This is a genomic window from uncultured Tenacibaculum sp. (assembly GCF_947502995.1).
GTDB lineage: Bacteria > Bacteroidota > Bacteroidia > Flavobacteriales > Flavobacteriaceae > Polaribacter.
Genome location: NZ_CANNBW010000002.1, coordinates 241759 through 259075, shown reverse-complemented (window position 1 = coordinate 259075; position 17317 = coordinate 241759). Strand labels below are relative to the sequence as shown.

The 17317-nt window shown below is 28.6% G+C and carries 18 protein-coding genes; 9 read left to right on the top strand and 9 right to left on the bottom strand.

Annotation, left to right across the window (positions count from 1 at the left end; all coding sequences use genetic code 11):
- Nucleotides 1-4: 4 nt before the first annotated feature.
- Nucleotides 5-292: a hypothetical protein gene (locus tag Q1A46_RS02725; protein ID WP_299673733.1), complete on the bottom strand. Its 288-nt coding sequence runs from the start codon at nucleotides 290-292 to the stop codon at nucleotides 5-7.
- Nucleotides 280-1050: a 5'/3'-nucleotidase SurE gene (surE, locus tag Q1A46_RS02720; RefSeq protein WP_299673731.1), complete on the bottom strand. Its 771-nt coding sequence runs from the start codon at nucleotides 1048-1050 to the stop codon at nucleotides 280-282. The genes Q1A46_RS02725 and surE overlap by 13 nt, the downstream gene beginning before the upstream one ends.
- Nucleotides 1051-1172: 122 nt before the next feature.
- On the opposite strand from surE, the gene Q1A46_RS02715 reads away from it, so the two are divergent.
- Both Q1A46_RS02715 and Q1A46_RS02710 read left to right on the top strand, forming a co-directional pair.
- A complete protein-coding gene (locus Q1A46_RS02715) occupies nucleotides 1173-1694 on the top strand; it encodes a hypothetical protein (RefSeq protein ID WP_299673729.1) in 522 nt (173 codons plus the stop codon).
- A 71-nt stretch (nucleotides 1695-1765) separates the two neighbouring features.
- Nucleotides 1766-3886 (top strand): carboxy terminal-processing peptidase, encoded by a 2121-nt coding sequence (locus tag Q1A46_RS02710; RefSeq protein WP_299673728.1) that lies wholly within the window; start codon nucleotides 1766-1768, stop codon nucleotides 3884-3886.
- Nucleotides 3887-3955: 69 nt separating this feature from the next.
- Here the strand turns inward: Q1A46_RS02710 and Q1A46_RS02705 are convergent, their stop codons facing one another.
- The gene (locus Q1A46_RS02705) at nucleotides 3956-4753 is read right to left on the bottom strand and encodes a DUF2797 domain-containing protein (RefSeq protein WP_299673726.1); all 798 of its coding nucleotides are present in this window, start codon (nucleotides 4751-4753) and stop codon (nucleotides 3956-3958) included.
- A gap of 55 nt (nucleotides 4754-4808) precedes the next feature.
- On the opposite strand from Q1A46_RS02705, the gene Q1A46_RS02700 reads away from it, so the two are divergent.
- The 6 genes from Q1A46_RS02700 to Q1A46_RS02675 are packed head-to-tail and all read left to right on the top strand — an operon-like array spanning nucleotide 4809 to nucleotide 9765.
- Nucleotides 4809-6320, top strand: coding sequence for a GH3 auxin-responsive promoter family protein (locus Q1A46_RS02700; RefSeq protein WP_299673725.1), 1512 nt, complete (start codon nucleotides 4809-4811; stop codon nucleotides 6318-6320).
- 2 nt (nucleotides 6321-6322) lie between these two features.
- On the top strand, nucleotides 6323-6880 hold the full coding sequence (locus Q1A46_RS02695; protein ID WP_299673723.1) for a Crp/Fnr family transcriptional regulator: 558 nt from the start codon (nucleotides 6323-6325) through the stop codon (nucleotides 6878-6880).
- Between the two features lie 23 nt (nucleotides 6881-6903).
- Nucleotides 6904-7599, top strand: a complete 696-nt coding sequence (locus tag Q1A46_RS02690; RefSeq protein ID WP_299673721.1) for a hypothetical protein — start codon at nucleotides 6904-6906, stop codon at nucleotides 7597-7599.
- A 4-nt stretch (nucleotides 7600-7603) separates the two neighbouring features.
- On the top strand, nucleotides 7604-8341 hold the full coding sequence (locus Q1A46_RS02685; protein WP_299673719.1) for a DUF6882 domain-containing protein: 738 nt from the start codon (nucleotides 7604-7606) through the stop codon (nucleotides 8339-8341).
- Complete coding sequence (locus Q1A46_RS02680) at nucleotides 8342-8524, top strand: ATP-grasp domain-containing protein (RefSeq protein WP_299673761.1); 183 nt, start codon at nucleotides 8342-8344, stop codon at nucleotides 8522-8524.
- Nucleotides 8525-8565: 41 nt separating this feature from the next.
- Nucleotides 8566-9765, top strand: coding sequence for a hypothetical protein (locus tag Q1A46_RS02675; protein WP_299673717.1), 1200 nt, complete (start codon nucleotides 8566-8568; stop codon nucleotides 9763-9765).
- A 282-nt stretch (nucleotides 9766-10047) separates the two neighbouring features.
- Here Q1A46_RS02675 and Q1A46_RS02670 read toward each other — a convergent pair whose 3' ends face one another.
- Entirely contained in the window at nucleotides 10048-10830 is a 783-nt protein-coding gene (locus Q1A46_RS02670) for a hypothetical protein (RefSeq protein ID WP_299673715.1), read from the bottom strand.
- Nucleotides 10831-10989: 159 nt separating this feature from the next.
- Here Q1A46_RS02670 and Q1A46_RS02665 point away from each other — a divergent pair, with 159 nt between their 5' ends.
- Nucleotides 10990-11532, top strand: a complete 543-nt coding sequence (locus tag Q1A46_RS02665; protein WP_299673713.1) for a hypothetical protein — start codon at nucleotides 10990-10992, stop codon at nucleotides 11530-11532.
- Here Q1A46_RS02665 and Q1A46_RS02660 read toward each other — a convergent pair.
- From Q1A46_RS02660 to Q1A46_RS02640, 5 genes are all read right to left on the bottom strand, one after another.
- On the bottom strand, nucleotides 11529-13004 hold the full coding sequence (locus tag Q1A46_RS02660) for an SH3 domain-containing protein (RefSeq protein WP_299673711.1): 1476 nt from the start codon (nucleotides 13002-13004) through the stop codon (nucleotides 11529-11531). The genes Q1A46_RS02665 and Q1A46_RS02660 overlap by 4 nt on opposite strands.
- A gap of 110 nt (nucleotides 13005-13114) precedes the next feature.
- Nucleotides 13115-13588, bottom strand: coding sequence for a hypothetical protein (locus Q1A46_RS02655; protein WP_299673709.1), 474 nt, complete (start codon nucleotides 13586-13588; stop codon nucleotides 13115-13117).
- Nucleotides 13589-13625: 37 nt separating this feature from the next.
- Nucleotides 13626-14879: a tetratricopeptide repeat protein gene (locus Q1A46_RS02650; protein WP_299673707.1), complete on the bottom strand. Its 1254-nt coding sequence runs from the start codon at nucleotides 14877-14879 to the stop codon at nucleotides 13626-13628.
- Nucleotides 14880-14912: 33 nt separating this feature from the next.
- A complete protein-coding gene (locus Q1A46_RS02645; RefSeq protein ID WP_299673705.1) occupies nucleotides 14913-15806 on the bottom strand; it encodes a DUF4350 domain-containing protein in 894 nt (297 codons plus the stop codon).
- 1 nt (nucleotide 15807) lies between these two features.
- Complete coding sequence (locus Q1A46_RS02640; protein ID WP_299673703.1) at nucleotides 15808-17316, bottom strand: M56 family metallopeptidase; 1509 nt, start codon at nucleotides 17314-17316, stop codon at nucleotides 15808-15810.
- Between the last annotated feature and the right edge of the window lies 1 nt (nucleotide 17317).

The window sequence follows — 17317 nt, the reverse complement described above, 5'->3', positions numbered from 1 at the left end:
TACACTATATAAACTTTAATAAAAAGGTAAAAATGGCTGTACAAATAGTAGCCAACAATACTCCTTTAGCTCTTAAGTCTTGTTTCTTTTTTAGATAAATAAAAAACACAAATAAATTAGGCAAAGCAGCTAATGCAATTACGGGTCCAAAAACACCTCCTTGTTGTAACATTTCTATTGTTTCTGAAAAACCAAAACGAGAAACGTATTGTACATAAATGAAAAAACCACAAAATGTAGCGAAAATCGAGACTAAAAACCCGATAACAACATCTTTATTTATAAATCCCATGAATGTAATTTTTGAATAGCATGATGTGCTGTCATGTCAAATTGAACTGGCACAACAGATATAAACCCATTTTCCAAAGCCCAAATATCAGTATCTTGACCTTTATCATTATTTACAAACTCACCAGATAACCAATAGTATTCTTTTCCCATTGGACTTTTACGTTTATCAAAATCTTCTTTCCAATAACCGTTGGCTTGTCTACAAATTTTTATTCCTTTTATTTCATCTTTCTTTAGCTTCGGAATATTTACATTTAGCACTACTCCATCTGGTAAACCATTCAATAAAACATTTAAAGCAATTTTCTTAACAAATTCTTTTGAAGAACGAAAATCAGCATGCCAACTGTAATCTAGCAATGAAAAACCAATAGCTGGAATTCCTTCTATACCAGCTTCTACAGCAGCACTCATAGTTCCTGAATAAATTACACTGATAGATGAGTTCGATCCATGATTAATTCCTGAAACACATAAATCTGGTTTTCTATTTAAAATCTTATTCTTTGCCATTTTTACACAATCCGCAGGAGTTCCAGAACAACTATATTCTATTTGAGGACCGTCATCTATAGAAGTAGGATTACAATGCAATACATTATTCACAGTAATTGCATGTCCCATACCACTTTGCGGACTATCCGGTGCAACAACTATTACTTCACCAATTTCATTCATTATATCTATAAGCATTCTAAGACCTGGAGCAGTAATTCCATCATCATTAGTGACTAAAATCAAAGGTTTCTCTTGCATTGTTTTTTAATTTATTAATAACAAATATACATTAAAAAATTAGCTGTTCTTTTTAACATTTCGTAAAGATAAATATGTCAAATTAATGCCTAATCTTGTAAAACACTAAGTGATTACGTTTTATGTTACGGTTTATTCTTTTATTACTTCTGTATTTTATTTCATTACTATTTTCTAGTATAAGAGCTCAAACCCCAAATACAAAACCTTGCAGTGATAAAGCTTACTATCAATTTGATTTTTGGATTGGTAATTGGAATGTTTTTAATTCTGAAGGAAAATTAATTGGAGAAAACCATATAAAATCTATGCCTAATGCTTGTGCTATTCAAGAAAACTGGACTTCTACTAATGGAAACTCATTAGGAACAAGTTATAGTTATTATGATATTTCAGATAAAAAATGTCATCAATTATGGATAGACAATAAAGGTTTTGTTCTTGAAACCAATGGAAGTTATAAGAATAATGAAATGATTTTAACGAGTGAAGTTGTTCAAAATAAAAAGCAACCATATTATAACAAAATCATTTGGAAAAAAAACGATAATGGGTCTGTTACTCAAATATGGCAGTATTTGAGTCCTGATCACAAATTAATTAAAGAAGCCTTTAAAGGCATTTACAAAAGAAAAAAGAGCTAGTAAAATTGGCATTATTTTAGTAGTTTAGCAAATACCAGTAATTTTAAAATTATTTAAACGACTGAAGATTTATGAAGATGAAAGTACTTATCCCATTTTTCGCTGCACTTTTAATAAGCAGCACTACGTATGGAAAAACTGTTTCTGAAAAGAACGATCCTGAAAAAGACAAACTCATAATTTATGTACTAAAGAACTTACTTACCAGAGGTCATTATGTTCAAAAAGATTTAAATGATGATTTTTCTGAGCATGTATACAATGAATTTATAACAAGTTTAGACCCTAATAAACGCTACTTTACTCAAGAAGATCTTAAAGAATTTTCTCAATACAAATTTGAAATTGATGATCAATTAAGAAAATCTGACATTCGTTTTTACAAGCTTGTTTACGGTCGATTTTTAGAAAAAATCAAAACTGCTAAAACAACTTATAAAGCTTTGCTAGAGCAGCCTTTCAATTATACAAAAAATGAAGACATTGATGTTGATTATGATAAGGTACCTTTTGCTAAAGATGAAGCAGGTTTACTAAATCATTGGCGCAAACAATTAAAACTTCAAGTGATTAGTAAAATTGATGACCTTGAAGATTTACAGAAAGATAAAATCAAAAAAGATAAAAATTACAAGAAAAAATCTTTTGAAACTCTTGAGATAGAAGCTCGTAAAGAAGTTTTAAAGAATATGGATGATTTATACCTTAGAATCGAAGAATTAGAAAATTCTGATTGGTATTCAACATTTTTAAATAGTGTAGTTGGTGGTTTTGATCCACATACAACGTATATGTCTCCTAGAATCAAGTCTAGATTTGATCAAGATATGTCTGGAAAACTTGAAGGTATTGGTGCGCGTTTACAACGTGAAGGTATGTACACTAAAATTGTAGAACTAATTTCTGGAGGACCAGCTTGGAAACAAGGAGATTTAGAACCAGGTGATATTATTTTAGAAGTAGCTCAAGGAGATGGAGAACCTCTTGATATTACAGGAATGCGTTTAGATGATGCTATCACCTTCATAAAAGGAAAAAAAGGAACAGAAGTTCGATTAACTGTAAAGAAAAAATTAGATGGTTCTACTAAGGTAATTCCAATTATTAGAGATATTGTTGAATTGGAAGAAACGTTTGTTAAATCTAGTGTTGTAGAAAAAAACGGAAAGAAATATGGTGTTATTAATCTTCCTAAATTTTACATCGATTTTAACGATACTAAGAAAAGAAATGCCGCTAGTGATATGAAACTAGAAATTGAGCGTTTAAAGAAAGAAAATGTAGCTGGATTAATAGTTGATTTAAGAAACAATGGTGGTGGTTCATTAAAAACCGTTATTGATATAGGAGGTTTATTTATTAATGAAGGTCCTATCGTTCAAGTAAAATATAGAGGAGAACCTGCTAACATTAAAAATGATACTGATAGTAGCGTGCAATGGGATGGCCCATTAGTTGTTATGGTTAATGAAATGTCTGCATCTGCTTCAGAAATTTTCGCAGCTGCAATGCAAGATTATGGACGTGGTGTTGTAATGGGTGGTAAACAAACTTATGGTAAAGGAACAGTTCAGAATTTATTGCCTTTAAATTACTATGTTAAAAAATATCCAGGAGATTTAGGAGCTTTAAAAATGACAATTCAAAAATTCTATAGAATTAATGGCGGATCTACTCAAATCGAAGGAGTATATTCTGATATTGCTATGCCTGATCGCTACAGTTATATGGAGTTTGGTGAACGTGATTTAGATGGAGCTTTACCTTGGGATAGTGTAAAACCAGCTAAGTATACAAAAACTGATACTTACAGTAATTTTGGCGAAGTTGTTAGTGCTAGTAAAGAAAGAATTAATAGCAACTCTAAATTTATATCGATTAATGAGTATGCTAAATGGTTAAAGAAAAATCAAGATGATAATACATTCTCTTTAAATTACAGCACATACAAAAAAGAGTCTGAAGAACGTGTAAAAGAAGCAAAGCAGTTTAAAGATATTTTTAAATTTAAATCTGACTTGACTTTTTCTTCTCCAAAGTATGAAATTCCTTTATTTAAAAAAGATACAGTTTTAAAAGACAAAAGAATGGCTTGGCATAAAAACCTTAAAAAAGACATTTATTTAGATGAAGCTTTAAATGTATTGAGTCAATTAAAAATGAAAAACAACTACGAGTTAGTTAAGAAATAAAATTAAAAAGCCGATCATTAAGATCGGCTTTTTAATTTTATAATACTTTTTTTTTCACAAGGGTTAAAACTACACAGTAACAGATATACTTACTACCAATCCTTCATTTGCTCTTACATTAAAAACAGTATTGTCTTCGAAAATAAAATACTGTCCTTTTACTCCTACTAACTTACCTGAATAACTTCCTTCTTTTATAATATTTAAACTCTTTGGCTTTTCAGGATATTTCTCTACTGGAAAATTAATTGTAGTCTCTTTATTATTTTCAATAAAATATTCTTGTACTTCTTCTGGAATAAAAGCGCGTAAACGTTCTTGCCATTTCATTAAATCTTCATCCTCAATATCATTCTTCAACATTTTACGCCAGTTCGTTTTATCGGCTACATGCTCTTTTAATGCAACTTCAGTAATACCAGCTAAATAACGATTTGGTACTTCAACAATTTCAATGGCTTCGTGCGCACCTTGATCTATCCAACGTGTTGGAACTTGTGTTTTTCTAGTCACCCCAACTTTTACATTACTAGAGTTAGCTAAATACACAATATGAGGTTGTAATTGAACTTTCTTTTCATAATCTAAATCTCTGTCTTCTTCTCCTAAATGTGCTTTACTTAATTCAGGTCGCATAATCCAATCTCCAGCATTTGGAGTTTCAAAAAAACATGATTTACAAAATCCTTGACGATAAATTTGCTTTTCTAAACCACAAGACAAACACTCATAGGTTTCAAAAGTTAATGTAATTGTTTTATTAAGTAACTGATTTACATTAATAAAATCGGATTGCATATCTAAATAATACTGAACTGTATCAAGATTTTCAGTATTCATTTTTTTTAAAACGCCCTTGTATTGCATGTTGTAAAATTTACTATTTTTAGCCAAGAACAAACTTACAAATTCGAACTCAAAAATGCCGTTCCAGTTTATAAATTCTATTATCACTTGGTTTTTAAAAAAAAGAAAACATCAAATGGAACTCTTTTTAAAGTACCCAACTGATGTTCAACAAGAACTATTATTTAATTTGGTTGCTCTTGGAAAATATACTGAGTTCGGAAAAACTCATAAATTCTCTAAAATAAAAAATTACGAAGATTTTGTAAACACTGTACCTATTCAGAAATATGAAACCATAGAACCTCTTATCGAACGTTGTAGAAAGGGAGAACAAAATTTATTCTGGCCAACAAAAATTAAATGGTTTGCGAAATCGAGTGGTACAACCAATGCTAAAAGTAAATTTATCCCTGTTAGTAATGAAGCTTTAGAAGAGTGTCATTTCAATGCTGGGAAAGACATGTTGGGCTTGTATATTAATAATAATGAAGAAACACAATTATTCACTGGAAAAGGTCTTAGATTAGGAGGAAGTTCTGCTATTTACGAAGATAACGACACTTACTTTGGTGATTTATCTGCTATCATTATAGAAAACATGCCGTTTTGGGCAGATTATAGCTCTGCTCCTAAACAGGAAGTTGCTTTAATGAGTGAATGGGAAACTAAAATGGAGGCTATTATTGATGAAACGATACAAGAAAATATTACTAGTTTAGCTGGAGTTCCTTCTTGGATGTTAGTTTTATTAAATAAAGTTTTAGAAAAAACCGGTAAAGACAATATTTTAGAAGTTTGGCCTAATCTAGAAGTTTATTTTCACGGCGGTGTAAACTTCAATCCATATCGAGAGCAATTCAAAAAATTAATTCCTAAAAAGAGTTTTAGATATTACGAAACTTACAATGCTTCTGAAGGTTTCTTTGCTATTCAAGATAGAAATAATTCTGACGAACTTTTATTAATGCTTGATTATGGAATTTTTTATGAGTTTATTCCTATGAATGAATACGATGGTGAAAATTCAAAAGCTATTCCTCTTTCAGCAGTTAAAAAAGATGTAAACTATGCTGTTGTAATTACTACAAATGGTGGTCTTTGGAGATATTTAATTGGTGATACAGTGAAATTTACCTCTACGAATCCTTACCGAATTAAAATTACAGGTAGAACCAAACATCATATTAATGTTTTTGGAGAAGAATTAATTATTGAAAATGCAGAGGAAGCATTAAAATCTGCTTGTGAAAAAACAAACTCGACAATAAAAGATTACACTGTTGCTCCTATTTTTATGAATGGTAATAAGAACGGTGGACATGAATGGATTATTGAGTTTGAAAAACAACCCCAGGATTTACATTTTTTTACTGAAATTCTAGATAATGCTTTAAAAAATTGTAATTCTGATTACGAAGCAAAACGATACAATAACATGACTTTAAATATGCCTAAAGTTCACCAAGCTCGTACAGGTTTGTTTTACGATTGGTTAAAAATGAAAGGAAAGTTAGGTGGACAACATAAAGTTCCTAGATTATCGAATAAACGTGATTTTATAGAAGAATTAAATGAATTGCTATAACTATGGAAGAGTTTTTAAAAAATGCTGAATTCTTATTACAACACGGAGAAATAACAGACGCTTTACAGAAAATTGCAGTTTATAAAGAATTTAAAAAAGGAGAATTAATTCATCCTGCAAATAGTATTTGTAAACACTTTTACATTCTGATATCAGGAATTGGGCGTGTATTTTATTTTAGAGACGGAAAAGACATCACTGTTCATATTGCTTCTGAACAAGAAAGTATTACTGCGATAGATAGTTTTATTCAACGTAAAAAAAGCAAATACAATATTGAAGCAATTGAAAATATTTCTTGTTTTATGGTAGCCAGAGAAGATTTAGAAGAGCTTTCTGCTAAAAGCCATAAGTTAGAACATTTAGGTCGCTTATTTTTAGAAAAATTATACATAAATCTTGCAGAACGTTTAGATAGTTTATTACTACATACTTCTCAAGAAAGACATGACGATTTATTTGCTAAAAAACCAGAACTATTTAATAGAGTTCCAGCCAAACATTTGGCTTCTTTTTTAGGCATGACTCCAGAAACTTTTAGTAGAATTAGAGGGAAATAATTATGAAACTTAAATACTTTTTATTGTTTCTTTTAATAACTTCTAGTTATCAGTCTTTTGCTTGTAGCTGCTCTTCGATAAAACTAATAAATGCATTTTCTTATGCTGATTTTATAGGTGTTGTTCAATTTGAATCTATAAAAGAACTTAATAAAAATCCTGGTTTTTATTCATCTAAGATCAAAATAGAAGAATTATTTAAAGGTAATTCTAATGATCAGATTTTCATTAATAGTCAAAAAGGAAGCTCTTGCCATTTTATTCCTTCAAATGGTGTGTCATTTTTTATTTTGGGTTTTAAAAACGAACAAAATTTAATCGAAGTTTCATTTTGCACTGCTCTCTTAAGTTCTTCAATTAATCATAAAGATATATTAAGGAATATTTCTAAAAAACATAAAAACAAACCAATAGCTTATCAATTCGTACAGAGATTAAAAGGTAATATTAACCCAACTCTTTTCTCTAAAACGAAAGAACCTTTAATTTATAAAGTCACTTTGAATTCTGATGCTTCAATAAGTAATATTATTCCTGAAAATAAAATTGCTAAGCAGAATTTTGATAGTGGAATTCGTTTTGAACTTTTAAAAAAAGTATCATTTACCAAACCTGACGCTAAATTGAAGTATAAAAAAGATCAACTAGTTTCTTATATCATTTTAAAATGGACTAAAAATCTAGATAATGAAACTGTACTAACCTTTCCTAATTTGTAACATCATGGGATTATTTAAAAAATTATTCGGTAAAAAAGAAGTAATTGAAACACCTAAACTAGAAACTGAAAACACAAATGACAAAACTGAAATAAGTTTTACTAATTTACTTCATGAAAATGCTGGTTTATCTTTTGAAAAGCAAATTATTTTTAATGAAATTACTGGAGGTTCTTCTTGGAACATCAACTTAAATGAAGGTAAGTTATATTTTGGAGAACTGAGTTTTCCTATTCAAGTAATTGGTTCACTTTCTTTTAATGATTATTCTTGGATGTGGGGCTGGTCTAATACTAAAAGTGGAATTCCAGAAAATTTATTAATAAAAGCAAATGAATTAAAAAGCTTCGGAGAAAAGCATCAAATAGAAGAATTTACCGATGGCCATTTTTATGTTGAAGAAGGTTTTGAACACAAAATGGGAATGATTGCTGTCGGTCTTTTAAATGCTGATGCTTATTTCTGTGCTAATTACGGACAAGGAACAATGGTTATTGCTATAAACTCTGAGACAATACCTAAAGTTGAATTTGATCAATTAGAAAAAATACCAACTACTTTTCCTCAACTTATTGGAGCTATAGAATTAGATCATAAAGCTAGTTTTATTAGCTATATGGAAAGTAGAAAGTTAGATATTTCATCAGAAAACAATACTATTATAGCTTCTAGAAATGGAAAAAAAATTATTGCAAGTTTTGATGATTTATCAAGATTAAAAAATCTACAAGCAGAACTATAAATTGAATTTAAAAAATTAGCTCTAAAGATTAAAAGTAATTTTTTTACTATGGATATAGCACAAAAGAAAACTAGTGAATGGATTATCATGGAATTGGGCGACGGACAAGTAGCAGGTTTACCAGATAATGCAAATAAAAAAGAGTTTTATAAAAATTTAATCTCAGTATTTGAAAAAGAGTAACAACTAAAAAAAAGCGTAGTCTTTATATCAAAGACTACCAAATGAAAAATAAATTCATTCTTACTCTACTAATTAGTGTTTTATTATATCCCAGTATTGGGCATACTTGTAGTATGTATAAAATAACTAAAAACGGAAAAACATTTGTCGGTAATAACGAAGATTTTCTAAGTCCGAATAATCAGTTTTGGTTTGAGAACGCTGGAGATAAAAAGTTTGGCGTCATGTACATGGGTAGAATCAATAATTTTGCTCAAGGTGCTATAAATGAAGCTGGTTTAGTATTTGATGGCTTTGCAAATTCAGAATTACCTATTACAAATACCGAAGGAAAAACTAAAGTATCAATTGTTAAAGCCATTAGAAATATCATGCAAACTATGGCTACTGTAGAAGAAGTTAAAGAATACTTAGAAACTATCGATTTAAGCTTTCTTTCTAGCAGTATGTTAGTTTTTGTAGATCAATCTGGAACATATTTAATAGTTGAAGGCGAATTATTAATTATAGGAGATGATGAAGAAAAATCATTTTCTAACTTTTACTACTCTCAAATAAAGTCTGTTGAAGAAGTTGATATTCCTAGGTTTCAGAAAGGTTTACAATTTTTAAAAACAACAGAAGGTAAAGCTAGTTTAGATTATTGTAGTCAGGTTATGGATCATATGAAAACTGAAAGTTCGGAAGTTACTGCCACACAGTTTTCGACAATTTATGATTTAACTTCACTTAAAATTAGAGTTTATTTATACACAGATTTTAGTGAATATGTAGAAATAGATTTGAAAAAGGAATTAAAAAAAGGAAATCATAAAACAATGATGATTGACTTATTTAAGAAGAATAAAGAATCGATAGCTTATAAACATTATACCAAATATAATGATACTAAAAATCCTATTTTGTTCCTTCAAGAAAAAATGAATCCTGAACAATATTCTGAAGAAGAATTAAAAAACAAGGGATTAAATTGGGGAATAAATGTTATAGGATATGAATGGTTAAAAGACAAAAAAGATCCAGAAACAGCTATTAAAATTTTTAACTACGGGATTTCATTAATGCCTAATGACTTTGATCTTTATGATAGTTTAGGCGAAGCTTATTTTGATAAAAAGGATTGGAACACATCCATAAAAAATTATGCTAAATCGTTAAACTTAAATCCGAATAATGATAATGCGATTAAAAAAATTATAGAATGTAAAACAGAAAGAGATAAGCTAAATAAGAATCGCTAAAATAACTTGAACAATACCCATTGTGCATTTAGAAATTTAAACAATATTAAATTGTCTGTTCGAGTGCTTTTGAGGTTCGAAAAAGTGTATCGAGAACTATTTCAGAATTAAAACTCTTATTCTCGATACACTTTTTCTTCATTTCATTCCAAAAAACCACTCGAATTGACAGAATTTTGTTCCAAATGCACAACGAGTTTTAACAATATTTATTGGAATACAAAAAGACCTGTAAAGCTAATAACATCACAGGTCTTTAAGTATTTTAGTTTTACAGTTGTATTACTTTTCGAACTCTACCTCGACATTTAAGTAATCTGGATTTTTACTTAAATCAGCAACACTTACATTAAATTCTATTCCTTTAAAACTAGATAAAATTCGAACATCTTCGTTACTTACATTCTTTATTTTGTGAGGAAAAATATATCTTACTTTAAACTTAATTAAACTTGCAAAAGGATTATTATCACCAGAATTTTTCTTGATCTCTTTTGTTGCCTCCTCAGATAATTTAGAAACGAATTTTTTATCTGAATACTCAATATTTAGCATATCAGTAATCGCTGGAAATTTATCATCTTTCTTTTCTTCTGCATCATCTTCCTTTTCTTTCTTCATTTTTCCTTTGCTTCCCATTTTAACAAACTTATCAAGGTCTGCTAATCTCATTTTTTTTCCAACAGACTTTAAGTCTTCTAAATCATCAAAATCATAATCGATTCTAACAATAGCTTTATTAATCGCTGTATCTGCATCGATAGTAATTTTTAAATCTTCTAATTCTTTTAATTTCTTCTGTTCATCTGCAGGAAGTTTTGCTATACTATCTTTCTTCTCTTCTAAAATTTTAGAAAAATCGATAACAGTATCTTTTAGTTCATTCTCTTTCTTTTTTTTGTTACTCGGCATTCCTGCTGTCATTTCTAACATGGCAGACATATCCATAATCATACTATATTTTCCGCCTCCATCTTTATTGAATTTTGTTTCCCATTCAACTTCACAACTCGTTAAAACGATTAGAGTTAAGACAATTAATAATGAATAAGCAATTCTTTTCATAATTTAAATTTGAGTTAATTGAGCTCAAAACTAATACATTAAATTGTTTTGACATACCTTAACGTTAAATTAATTTCTTGATAATTGTCAAGATGTTCTTCATTCACGATACATAACTTTACTGTAACTTATAAACACGACATTAAAAGTTTCATAACCATGACAATTGCTCAAAAATTAGATCGATTTTATACTGAAAATAATTTAGCTGAAAACGGTGGTGAAAATGAAGATTTTTTCTCGCTTCAATTCAAATATTTCTCTTTAAAATTACCTAACTCAGATTTTAGAAAAAAGATAGTTTACATACACGATATTCAACATATTTTATTTGATTGTGATACGACATGGAAAGGTGAAGCTTATATTGCTGGTTGGGAAATTGCTACCGGAATGTGGAAACACTTTCCTATTGGAATTATGAGTATTTGGGCAATGGGATTTAGTTTTTTAATCCATCCAAAAGAAGTTATTAAGGGCTATAAAAAAGGATTAAAATATCATGGTTTGATTGATCAAAATATCTCTAAAGAAAGTATTATGAATTTATCTCTTGATGAAGTAAACGAATTGCTTTTGAAAAATAATCCATCAAATTTCAGTAAAACAAAGCTGATAATTTGGTTAACTATCGCTTTGCTTTTCTTTTTTGGACCTTTTATGTTACTTATTGCTTTAAGTATGATCTATTTCCTTTATTAATATTCTCTTTTATGATCGGTTTCTGTACAGTACCACTTATCTTGTTTGAAAATTTTCATTTTATAAGAACCTGTTCCTTCTTGGAAACCTTGTGCTATATGTAAAAGAATAGCATCATCTTCTGCTTTAATTTCAGATATTCGTTCACCCATACCTTCATCATGAACAAATACTTTTGCAACCAACTTATCTCCTACTTTTTCAGGTTTATGATACAGTACTTCGTAGGTATTTCCAGTTTTTAAAAAAACATTACTATAATCATCGCAGCCTGTAAGTCCATCTTCGTCTGAAGCTCCCATTGAGTAATTTTCTCCCAATACTAAAGCTACTTTTTTATTCTCGGAAAGTTCAATTTCTTCAGTTGAAGATATTGAGATGATATTTTCTCCAAATAAGATAAAATGTTCTCTTGCTAAAATAACCTCTACATAATTTGCCCATTCACAATACTTTTGATTCGACTGTAAAGGACGTTTATATTTTGTTTTTTTAATCACATAAACTTCACTTATATCATCTAAAGTAATATCGCTTGTATGTTTTAATTTCTGATTAAAAACCTTGTATGTTCCAGGTAAGATTAACCCTTTTTTTCGATTCTTTTCGAATACAACTGGTGCTACTTTTATCAATTTTTGTCGATCTAATTCGTGTATTTCTTTTAAATAACCATCAAATACAAAAGCTTTCTTTTCAGAATATTCATCCAATGCAACTTCAACCCATTCACCTTCTACTTCTTTTCCTTGATCGTAAATTGTCTTTTTCAATCCAGTTTTTCCAACCACATGAACTTCTTTTCCGTAGGGAAACTTTCCTAATACTTTTCCATCGGGTTTATCTCTATATATAAGTCCGCTTTCTGCTGAAGTATATTTATAATAACTTTCTTGCTCTACTTTATGAGAATTATTAACATCATAATGATCTGAACTTATAACTTCACCATAAATTAATTTATCATCAGCTAGAGAAACAATACTTTCTTGTTTTAAAGACTCATCAATTAGGCCTAATTCATTAGGTTTAACTTGACTTGCATATATTTTTGGAGCTGCTTCGAATTGGATATTTTTTATTGCATCTTTTTCTGGAAACACACAGTAGTCTTTCTTTATTTTATCTTTTAAAATAAGTTGCTTACCATCATTTTTGTAGTACATGATAATCGATCTCTTAAAGGAATTATCTGTTGCACTAAAAAAACTTAGAAACACTACACCATCTAATAGATCATCTTCATTGAAATCGAAAATTAATACTTCCTTTTTTTTAATGACTAATTCACCTCTCGATAAAAATTTTGAATCGAATTCTTTTTCAATTTCTTTATTTACCCTCTCTTTAAGTTTAGTTGTAATATCTGTATTAAGACTTAAATTCACATTAGCATTAGCTTCTTTAGTTTTACAGTTTACAGCTAAAATCATGAAAATGATTACTAATGTAGTTTTCCAAAATAATTTCATCAGTATAATTTTTATTCAAATGTAATTGAACTGACTACAAATTCTTTTAAAAAATGTATATCTGCTTTCTTTACATCAATTTTTGTAGTTATAACTCAAAAAAAAGCATTTTATTCTTTTGTTTTAATTTCTATAGGTAATTCGTATTGAGTAGTAACAGGAATTCCTCGTTTTGTTGCCGGGAGTAAATTTGGCATTTGAGTTATTATAGAATCTAATATTTGAGGTAATTCAGGTAATTTTTCTTCAATAACTTCTGATATATAAATATCACTGATTTCCATCTTACCTGTATTTCCAATCACCAAAACGACAGTAACCGTTTCATTTATTTCATCGTGAGTAGATATATTAAATGATTGTAATGCTTTAGTAAACTTTTGTCTGATATTAGCTCGAAAACAATTTGTTTTATCACTATCTAAAAGTGATTCACATTCTTTAAAAGCCGGAGAAACATCAACGGTAGAAAAATCGACAATAGTATCGTTTAAAACACCATTATTTTTTTTACCACCAGATATGTATTCACAAGAAATACAACACAACATGATCGTAAAAAAAATAATGGCTCTAAAAATCACTCGTTAAGAATTTTAGAGTGAAAATAGGAAAAAATAGCTATTCTATTTCTTCTCCTTTTAAGAAATACTCTTTTTTTATCTCTTTTAATCTACTTTTGATATAATTATCTGCAATCGTGTCTTTTCCTGAAAATCTTTCTTGGTATCTTTTATAGAGTTTATAGCCTATTTTTTTGTCTTTATAATACAAATCTGATTGTTTTGCTAAACCAAAAAGGGCTTTATAGTTTTTATAATTCTCACTTACAGCATCTTTGTAAGCTTCTAATACTTTTTTAGGCTTTTTCATTTCTGTAAAAACATTTGCTAATCCCATATAAGCTCGATCTCTCTTTCTTTTTCCTCTACTAGTACCACTAAAATAATGAATCATAGCTTTTCTTGTATCTTTTCTAATCATAGCAATATCTCCAAGATAAATTGAACTTTTGAAATCTTCATCATCTAAATTACTTGCTAATTTGAAATGCTTTTCAGCTTCATCGTAATTTTCAAGATTAAAATAACATCTTCCTAACATAATATGAGTATAACGTTCATTAGGTTGAACACTATCGATATGATTTAATAAAGCTATACTTTTATCATACTTTTTCTTAGCAAAGAATCGATTAATTTTAAGTCGATTTAAATCAATATGATCTGGACGTAATTTCAATCCTTTATTTACAAAGAGCATTGCAGAATCTCTATCTTTAATTGTTGTAAAACCTTTGGCTAATTTTTCAATTGATTTAAAATGCGAATTATCTAATTTATATGCTATTAAATAATTATCTATTCGCTTAAAAATTTTCTTATACTGAGGCATAGTTAATGCCAATTGGTAATAATAATTAGGATTTTCACCATCTTTTTCTATTAAATCTTTGAAAATAGTTTTGGCTTTTTCATACTTTCTTAATTGTAAGTATCTTTTTCCTAAAGTATATTTTGCTATTAAATTCTCAGGATCTTTTTCACAAATTTCCTCGTAAAGAGTTACAACTTCTTTTATTCTTTTTTCCTTTAAAAGCGATTTTCCTAACTTAATTTTAGTCTTATAATCTTCTTTTATCGCTAAAGCTTTTTTGTAATGTAATATTGCCTTATTGTGATCATCTAAAACATCGAATAGTTTTGCCATTCTAGTTTCTTTCTCGAATGATGATGGTAAACTTTTTAGTTTTTGCAATGCAATTTTATATCTACCTAATTCTATTAAATTATCTATTGTTTCAAAAGCTGAAGTCTGTGCTTCAGCTTTTGTAAATAGCATAACAATTAAAACAATTAAAACTCTCTTTCCCATGTATTATTAATATTTTTCTAAATGTAAAGTACTTTATTCGTTTCCTAACCAACTAATTAAATTCAATAGTAATTTATGATTTTCTGAAGCTTCTGATGCATTCATTCCTACTTTAAAACGATTTCTTCCAGCAAGCTGAGCTGTAAACATCGCTGCTTCTCCAAAAACAGCAATTCTACCTTTTCCTACATTCATAATAGCCCCTTGTGATAATTCTTTTGCAGGAAAACGTTTGGTATTTTTATTGAATCGCCACATGGTATCTGGTAAAAAAACAGTTTGTTTTTCAGTAGTTTTTAAAATTGAAATTGCTTTGTTTGGAATTTGAAATGCTTGACCGGTAAAAGTTCTTATAGAATTTACTTTTTTAAATCTTACTGTTCCTTTAGTTAAATCGTGATTTGCTAACATCTTATTTTCTTTATTAAAATCGAAAATACCTCTCATATCTTCATCCAATAAGAAACTGTCATAAAAATGAAATCCGAATGTTTTACCTAATTCTTCACTTGCTCCAGCAAAAGGCATGTGATCTGCAATTAGAAACAAAGCTCCACCTTTTTTAACCCAATCTTTAATTGTATTTATTTCTTCTTTGCTAAAAGCACTCGGTGTTGGAATTACAAACGGACCTCTTGCATTTTCATGTAATGCATTTGAAATAACTAACAATTTAATATTTGCTAATGACTTTTTAGAAAACTTCTCTGTAAAGGATTCTACTTTATATCCTGATTTTCTTAAAACATTAGCAAAAGGATAAAAACGATTATTTATTGTATGAAAATTATTATGTGCTGCATCTACATATATAATAACATTTCTCTTTTCTTTAGCAACATTTGGCACATACAAACTATCGGGAACTTGTTGAGAAAACAGATAACAACTGTAAAAACAAAACAGTAACGCTTTAAACAACTTCATTTTATTGTACATTAAATGTAATTGGTAAAACGTAACCTACATTTACAACTTTATTATCTTTCTCTCCTGGTTTCATCTGTGGAAGATTTTTTGCTAATTGCTCTGCATGTGATTTTAAATCTGGATGCGGTGCCCTTACTTCAATATCTTCAATATTTCCTGTTTTAGTAATTTTAAATTTTATAAAAATTCTTTGCTTTCCTTTTCTTAAATTCAAATTATCTGCTAGCGAAACATCAAAATTTTCTTTTACATAATCAGTCATACTTTTGGAAAAACAATCTTTATCTCCATCTGAACAACCTGGAAAAGTTGGGAAAACATCTAATTCAATCATCGGAACCATATCTCCTTGTTTTCTTTCATATTTTCCTAATTCAGATTTATTTATAAAAAGTGAGAATGCGACTACTTTTCTATTATTCAATCCTTCAAAAATTTTTAGTTGTACAGTGCTATTATCTTTAAACTTTTCTGTCATTGCTAAAAACTCTTCTTTTTCTTCCTCAGTCAATTCTTCTAATGAATATTCTTTCGTGTTAGGTAATTTGTCGCCCATATAAAAATCCATATAACTTTGTCGATCTGTTTCTACAGGTTTTTTATCTAAGCTTGTGAATATTTTCTGAGTTTCTAAAACTGGTGAAATAGATATACTTTCTTTTTCTGAACAAGCAGTATAAAACAACATACTTATTAAAACAGGTATTAAAACTAAATACTTTAATTGCTTACTTTCTTTTGATCTACTTTTTGTCATCATAACTATTCTCTTTTTTATTAATGAATTTTTATAAAATTGATTGACAAACGACATCTCTTGTACCTGAAAAACTTCAGATAATAGATTATTGATATAGTTGCCTTGATTTGCAGTTTTACTTACAATTTCGTCTGACAGAAACTCATGAACTAATGTGATTCTTTTTTGATAAATTCTTACCATAGGATTAAACCACATTACGATTTTTAAAATTTCAAAAAATAGTAAATCCAAAGAATGCTTTTGATTGATATGCACCAACTCATGGGCTATGATTTTTTCTCTTTTTTCATCAGAAATTTTTTCTCCTAAGAATATAAAATTGAAAAATGAAAAAGCTTTTGTGGTATTAGGTATCAAAACCAAACTGTAACCTTCTTTTTTCACAACATTATTCTTATAAACTAAGTCGATCAGCTGTACTATTTTGACTAAAAAAATTATGAGAAACAACAATAATCCTCCCCAAAAAACAAAATCTAAATAATCGATAGATTGATACCATTCTTGTTTTTCTATCACACTCTCTGGCGATAGGATTATTTCTGGTAACAATACTAAATATTCTTTCGTAACCGTTTGTTTTACAGTTGTAATTTTAATTAACGGCAATAAAAAAGATAAAATTATTGTACCGATTAAATACCATCTGTTCTTAGAAAAGAAAGTTTCTTTACTTAAAGCAAGATCATAGATAACTAAGAATAAAATTTGGAATAAAACTACTTGAATGATGTATGTAAGCATG